Here is a 6,063-nt window from a genome sequence, read left to right as displayed (position 1 = left end):
CCCTGCTTGGCCAGACTGGCGATCACCTCGGGATTCTGGATGGCGCGGTTGAAGGCCTGGTTGATCCTGCCGACCAGCTCGGGCTTCATGCCGGCCGAGCCGTAGAGGCCGAACCAGGTGACCGAGGAATAGCCCGGCAGGCCTGATTCGGCCACCGTGGGCAGATTCGGAGCCAACGTACTGCGCCTGTCGCCGGTCACGGCCAGGGCACGCAGGCGGCCGCTGGCCACATGGGGCATGCCCGTGGGAATGGAGTCGAACAGCAGATGCACCTGGCCTGCCGCCAGATCGGTGATCGATTGCGCCGTGCCCTTGTAGGGCACATGGGCGAGCTGTATGCCGGCCTGCGCGGCAAAGGCGGCGGTGTTCAGGTGCACGATGGTGCCGTTGCCGCTGGTGGCGTAGTTGAGCTGGCCGGGATTGGCCCTGGCGTAGGCCATCAGCTCCTGCACGCTCTTGACCGGCAGCGAGGGCGTGACCAGCAGCACGCTGGCCGCGTCGGCCATGTGGGCGATGGGACTGAAATCCTTGTCCGCCTTGTAGGCCAGCCTGGGCATCAGATGCGGCGAGATGGCATGCGTGCTGCTGGTGGTGAACAGCAGCGTGTAGCCGTCGGCCGCCGCCTTGGCGGCCTCGGCCGTGCCTATGGTGCCGCCGGCGCCGGGCCGGTTGTCGATGACCAGTTGCTGGCCCAGCTCCTGCGATACGCGCTGCGCGATCACGCGTGCCACCAGATCGGTGGCGCCGCTGGCCGGAAACGGCACGATCACCCGCACCGGTCGGGTGGGCCAGGCAGCCTCGCCCTGGGCCAGGGCCGGCAAGGCCAGCAGGCCACCGGCCACCGCCGCTGCGGCATGGAGCCACTGGCGGCGCGTCGTTGAAACAGTAAACCGTGCCCGCATGGCAACTCCCGATGAAATGGAAGACTGGCCGCTGCCTGGCGACCACCGAACGGGAGATCTTAGAAAGCCATGGCATTTGCCACTATCGGCAAATTTGCAATCCATCGTTGCCAAAACAGCAAACCGGGCACAATGGGGCTTTGCCGCCACCGACTGCCATGCCCGCGTCCCGCCATTTGCTGCTCCAGGACACCGCACTGCGCTACTTCCACGAGGTCGCACAATGCGGCTCGCTGACCGAGGCTTCGTCAAGACTGCATGTGGCGGCCTCGGCCATCAGCCGCCAGATCGCAGCGCTGGAGGCGCGGCTGGGCACGCCACTGTTCGAGCGCCACCCGCGCGGCATGGTGCTCAACGCCGCCGGCGAGATCCTCGCCGATCATGCGCGCCGTGCGGGGCTGGACGCGGAGCGCGCGCTGGACGAGATCAAGGCCTTGCAGGGTCTGCGCAGTGGCAAGGTGCGCATCGCCAGCTCCGATGCCTTCGCCAGCGAATTCCTGCCACGCCTGTGCGCGGCCTTCCAGCGCGAGCACAGCGGCATCGTCTTCGAGGTGACGGTGCTGCCCACACACGAGGTTTCCGGTGCCGTGCGCACCGGCATGGCCGACATAGGCCTGTGTTTCAGCCGGGCCCCCGAGCCCGGCATCGCCGTCGCCTGCCGCGTGGCCGCGCCCGTGCTGGCGCTGGTGGCATCCGGCCATGAACTGGCGCAGGAACGCAGCGTGGCACTGGCCAGGCTGGTGTGCTATCCGCTGGCACTGACGCCGCCCAGCACGGCCGTGCGCCAACTGCTGGACGCAGCCTGCAGCCGCCAGGGACTGATGCTGGCACCGGCCCTGGAGAGCAATCACGGCAAGACGCTGCTGAACTTTGCGGCCCAGGGCACGGCGGTTGCCGTGGCCAGCGAAATCGCCGCCCGCGACATGGTGGCCACGGGAGCGCTCGTGGCCGTGCCGCTCAGCGACCGCGGCATGGATCTGCGCGATATCGAGGTGCAGACCCTGGCCGGTCGCACGCTGCCGCATGCGGCGCAGTCCTTTCTGGAGCTTTTGCAGCTGCGCCTGCCCGCAGCCTGGTGATACCGACTCAATCCGCCTTGGGGCGCAGCACCAGCCATAGCGACAGCGCAATCAGCCCGCCCCCCATGGCATGTGCGACTGTCAAGGACTCATCGAGCAGGGCCCAGCCCCAGAGCACGGCGAACACGGGCACGATGAAGGTCACGGTCAGCGCCTTCTGCGGCCCCTCGTCGGCAATCAGCCTGAAGTACAGCACATAGGCCAGAGCCGTGCTCAACAGGCCCAGCAGCGCCACATTGCCCCATGCCAGCAGCGGCGAGGCCTGCAGCCTGGCCAGCATGCCGGGCTCCAGCGCCATGTCGAGGAGCAGCGCCGGTGTCAGCACCATCAGCGCACCCAGCTGGCTGATGAAAACGGCAGCGCGCGTGTCCACGGACGCATTGGCACCCGCAAGCCTGAGCGTCAGATAGCTGGAAAACGCATAGCAGACCGTGGCCACAAAACAGGCCGCCATACCGCCCAGCACGGCTGCGCTGAGATCCAGCGGCCCGGCCTGGGCCAGCACCGCCACGCCGCCAATCCCCAGCAGCACCGCAGCCACACGCGCGGGCGTGATCGCCTCGGCAAACACCAGCGCTCCCACCACGGTGGCCACCAGCGGCGTGGTGGCATTGAAGATGGCGCTATAGCCCGATGGCAGCACCTGGGCCGCCAGCGCGTACATGAGAAAGGGGATGCCGGAATTGATGACGCCCAGCCCCAGCAAGGGCCACAGATAGCGCCCGATCCTGGGCCGGTAGCCCATGGCAAACAGCGCCGCGCCAAGGCCCAGCGCCGAAAACAGGCCGCGCCCCACGGCCGTGGGCACGGCCCCCAGATGGGGCACGGCCACGCGCATGAACAAAAAACTGCCGCCCCAGAGGGCGGCCAGTGTCATGAGTCGGATCAGGCTGGCGACAGACATACAGGGCATTGTGCACAGCCCCGGTCTTCACGCCTGTCACAACTGCCGAATGCCAGGATCAGTGAATCTGCACCAGCACATCGTCCAGCGTGGCACCGGCCTCTTCGGGTACCGGCCGCGTCAGCTGCGGCACCTTGTAGATGCTGGCATCGGCATGGATCAGGCCGATGTCATAGCGCTGGCCGGCCAGATAATCGCCCACCGACTCCAGCACGATGGGGCTGCGGTGCAGATGCTCGGTAGCCCGCAGTTCGTCGAGCGAGAGCCAGACGCTGCGCACGATGCCGTCGTCCAGATGGCGCTGGGCATGGTGCATGCCCAGCTCGCCCGTGAAGGCAAAGCGCAGATAGGTGATGTCCGATCCCGTGCGCGTGCGCACGAAGCGGTTCATGTAGATGCCGACCAGGGCCGTGGGCGTGAAGCTGTAGGCCGTCTCTTCCATGACTTCGCGCACACAGGCATCGACAGGGCTTTCGGAAGGGTCGAGATGACCGGCCGGCGTGTTCAGACGCAGTCCATCCGCCGTTTGTTCTTCCACCAGCAAAAAACGGCCATCGCGTTCGATGATGGCCGAGACAGTCACATTGGGTTTCCAGCGATTGGGCATGGCGGGCATTATCCTTGTCCCAACCCGACGATGTGTCAGATAAATCCCACCATATAGAGCGCTCCTTCGCCGTAACTGTCCAAATGTTGTTGCTGCGCAGCATTTGTCACGGATTCGACCACATAGCCTTGACGCTCCCAGTAAAGCCGTGAGCCCTGCACCGAAACCAGTGCCGTGCGCTGCACGCCGCGTGCTCTGGCCTGCGCCTTCAGGGCCTGCACCATCCGCCGCGCCAGGCCCTGGCCGGCGGCGGCCTCGGACACGGCCATATCGTGCAGATAGAGCACGCTGGCATCGTCATATTCGGCAAAGTCGCCGTTGAGCGGCGTGATGGCCCCGGGGCGCGACCAGTAGGCCGCCAGATAGGCCACCAGCTCGCCCCCTTGCTCGGCCGCCCAGGAACAATGCCCGGCGGTGCGCAAACGGCGCACAAACACCTCGCGCGGCTCGGCAAAGTCCGCGCCATAGCAATGCTCCTGTATGCGCAGCAGGGCATCCACATCATCCACGCCCAGCGCGCGCAGCTGGATTGGCATCAACTCCGGCATCAAAAACTCTCAAATCAATAGCTGTCAACGCTTACCAGGCAATGGATGACAGCCAATTTCAATCAAGCCCCAGCACACAGCTTAGCAAGCCGCTCATCTCGCAGCAGCCTGTAGGCACTATCGCAATGGTAATGATTCTCAATTGGAAATTCATCGCCCTCCTCCCTACCATTCATTCATCGCTCAGGGAGAAACAGATGACACGCTTGATCAAGACATTGCGCCAGAACCAGCTCACGCTGACCAAGACCGCCAGCTATTACGTGATCCACATCACCGTGGCCGCCTGCGTTGCCTATGCCGTGACCGGCAATCTGATTGCCTCGCTGACGCTGAGCCTGCTGGAGCCCACGGTCCAGGCGTTTGCCTTCTTCTTCCATGAAAAAGTCTGGGAGCGCCGCCTGAAGAAACGCGAGCAGCAAGCGCTTGCCGGACAGGCACTGAGCGCCTGAGAGCCGCCGATGAACGCCGACCACCCCGCCACTTTTGCGCAATGGCTGCTGCGCTCCCTGGCCACGCTGGGAGATTGCAACGGCCACCTTCATGATCTGTAGAAATCCTGTTTACAAGCTTTTTGATAAGCCATGGATAGATATTGAACATACCAGGCTTTGTCTGGCTTTCTGATCATCACGACGGGAAGCCATCCGGGCTCAGCTCTACAACACCAGCGGTGTCTGTGGATAAGTCATGCAGAGCATGCCACTTCGGCCTTGCGCCCATGGGTTTGCGGCTATATGCCAAACCGGGCACCGGGCCAACAATGGCCGGGAATCCAAGGAGTTCCCATGCAGCTTGCAGACCGCCAGACATCCGCAGACCTCAACCGCCATGACGAACAATGGCTGAGCGCCCACTGGATGCCGTTCACCGGCAACCGCAACTTCAAGGCCAGCCCCCGTATCATCACCGGCGCACAGGGTGCCTACTACAGCGATGCCGACGGCCGGCGCATTTTCGACGGCCTCTCGGGCCTGTGGTGCTCGGGGCTGGGCCATGGCCGCCGCGAGATTGCCGAGGCCATTGGCCAGGCCGCGCTGCAGCTCGACTACGCTCGCGCCTTCCAGTTCGGCCACCCGGCTTCGTTCGCGCTGGCCAACCGCATCGTGGCACTGATGCCCCAGGGGCTGGAGCATGTGTTCTTCACCGGCTCGGGCTCGGAAGCCGCCGACACCTCGCTGAAGATGGCGCGCGCCTACTGGCGCGCCAGGGGCCTGGGCAGCAAGACGCGGCTGATCGGCCGCGAGAAGGGCTATCACGGCGTGAACTTTGGCGGCATCTCGGTGGGCGGCATGGGGGGCAACCGCAAGATGTTCGGCCAAGGGGTTGAAGCCGACCATCTGCCTCACACCCAGCCGCCACCGGGTTCGCTCTTCAAGGGCCAGCCCCAGACCGATGGCCGCGCCCTGGCAGACCGGTTGCTCGACCTGATCGCCCTGCATGACGCCAGCAATATCGCCGCCGTGATCGTGGAGCCCATGTCAGGCTCGGGCGGGGTGGTGATTCCGCCCGCCGGCTATCTGCAGCGTTTGCGCGAGATCTGCACCCAGCACGACATCCTGCTGATCTTCGACGAGGTCATCACGGGCTTTGGCCGTCTCGGGGCGATGACGGCGGCCGAGGCCTTTGGCGTGACCCCGGACATCATGAATATCGCCAAGCAGGTCAGCAATGGCGCCCAGCCGCTGGGAGCCTGCGTGGTCTCGCCCGCCATCTATGAGCAGTTCATGGCAGCCGGAGGGCCGCAGTACATGCTGGAATTTGCCCACGGCTACACCTATTCGGCCCATCCCGTGGCCTGCGCGGCAGGCATTGCGGCACTGAATCTGCTGGAGCGGGAAGACGGCCCGGGCCGCGTGCGCGCGCTGGCCCCCTTCTTCGAGCAGGCCGTGCACAGTCTCAAGGGCGCCAGGCATGTGCTGGACGTCCGCAATATCGGCCTGGCGGCGGGCATCACGATCGCCCCCCTGCCCGGCGAGCCCGCCAGACGCCCTTACGAGATCGCCATGAAATGCTGGGAGGC

7 protein-coding genes are annotated in these 6,063 nt (G+C 65.2%); 3 read left to right on the top strand and 4 right to left on the bottom strand.

From position 1 onward, the window contains the following. Window positions 1-902: tripartite tricarboxylate transporter substrate binding protein (locus E2583_RS22635; RefSeq protein ID WP_291598914.1), on the bottom strand; the 902-nt coding region annotated here is incomplete at its 3' end. 158 nt (window positions 903-1,060) lie between these two features. Here E2583_RS22635 and E2583_RS22630 point away from each other — a divergent pair. Then, window positions 1,061-1,981, top strand: coding sequence for a LysR family transcriptional regulator (locus tag E2583_RS22630; RefSeq protein ID WP_291598912.1), 921 nt, complete (start codon window positions 1,061-1,063; stop codon window positions 1,979-1,981). Between the two features lie 7 nt (window positions 1,982-1,988). On the opposite strand, the gene E2583_RS22625 is transcribed toward E2583_RS22630, so the two are convergent. The 3 genes from E2583_RS22625 to E2583_RS22615 are packed head-to-tail and all read right to left on the bottom strand — an operon-like array spanning window position 1,989 to window position 4,040. Further along, the gene (locus tag E2583_RS22625; RefSeq protein WP_291598910.1) at window positions 1,989-2,885 is read right to left on the bottom strand and encodes an EamA family transporter; all 897 of its coding nucleotides are present in this window, start codon (window positions 2,883-2,885) and stop codon (window positions 1,989-1,991) included. A gap of 58 nt (window positions 2,886-2,943) precedes the next feature. Beyond that, the gene (locus tag E2583_RS22620; protein WP_291598908.1) at window positions 2,944-3,501 is read right to left on the bottom strand and encodes an NUDIX hydrolase; all 558 of its coding nucleotides are present in this window, start codon (window positions 3,499-3,501) and stop codon (window positions 2,944-2,946) included. Window positions 3,502-3,527: 26 nt separating this feature from the next. Next, a complete protein-coding gene (locus E2583_RS22615) occupies window positions 3,528-4,040 on the bottom strand; it encodes a GNAT family N-acetyltransferase (RefSeq protein WP_291598893.1) in 513 nt (170 codons plus the stop codon). 197 nt (window positions 4,041-4,237) lie between these two features. On the opposite strand from E2583_RS22615, the gene E2583_RS22610 reads away from it, so the two are divergent. Then, window positions 4,238-4,492 (top strand): DUF2061 domain-containing protein, encoded by a 255-nt coding sequence (locus E2583_RS22610; protein ID WP_003066898.1) that lies wholly within the window; start codon window positions 4,238-4,240, stop codon window positions 4,490-4,492. 336 nt (window positions 4,493-4,828) lie between these two features. Continuing rightward, the coding region (locus tag E2583_RS22605; RefSeq protein WP_291598890.1) for an aspartate aminotransferase family protein at window positions 4,829-6,063 on the top strand (1,235 nt) is incomplete at its 3' end.

Source organism: Comamonas sp. (assembly GCF_009360615.1).
Classification (GTDB): Bacteria; Pseudomonadota; Gammaproteobacteria; order Burkholderiales; family Burkholderiaceae_C; genus Comamonas.
This window is presented reverse-complemented; position numbering and strand designations above follow the sequence as displayed.